Annotated in this window: 1 pseudogene; it reads right to left on the bottom strand. The window is 81.1% G+C overall.

From position 1 onward, the window contains the following. A pseudogene (locus tag KVS67_RS13910) lies at positions 1-228 on the bottom strand (hypothetical protein); the annotation flags it as partial.

Genomic DNA, 228 nt, shown 5'->3' with positions numbered 1-228 from the left:
TGGCACGCAGCGCGACCGCCGCGGCCGCGCCGTCGACGTCCAGCCCGCCGGGCCCGCTCTGGGTACGCGCGGCGGTGGAGGGGGCCACCTCGCCGTCGGCGGTCGCGGCGGTGTGGAGGGCGCTGGCGGTCTCGGTCGCGAGGAACGTGCCGCTGACGGCGGCCTCGAGCTCTGCGAGGGGCCGACGCTTGCACCCCCGGCGGGCGGGCGGGTCCAGCAGGGGGGGGC

Source organism: Micrococcus sp. GbtcB5, assembly GCF_019091605.1.
Lineage (GTDB): Bacteria > Actinomycetota > Actinomycetes > Actinomycetales > Micrococcaceae > Micrococcus > Micrococcus luteus.
The sequence above is the reverse complement of the archived record's forward strand: the minus strand, read 5'-3'. Positions and strand labels throughout refer to the sequence as shown.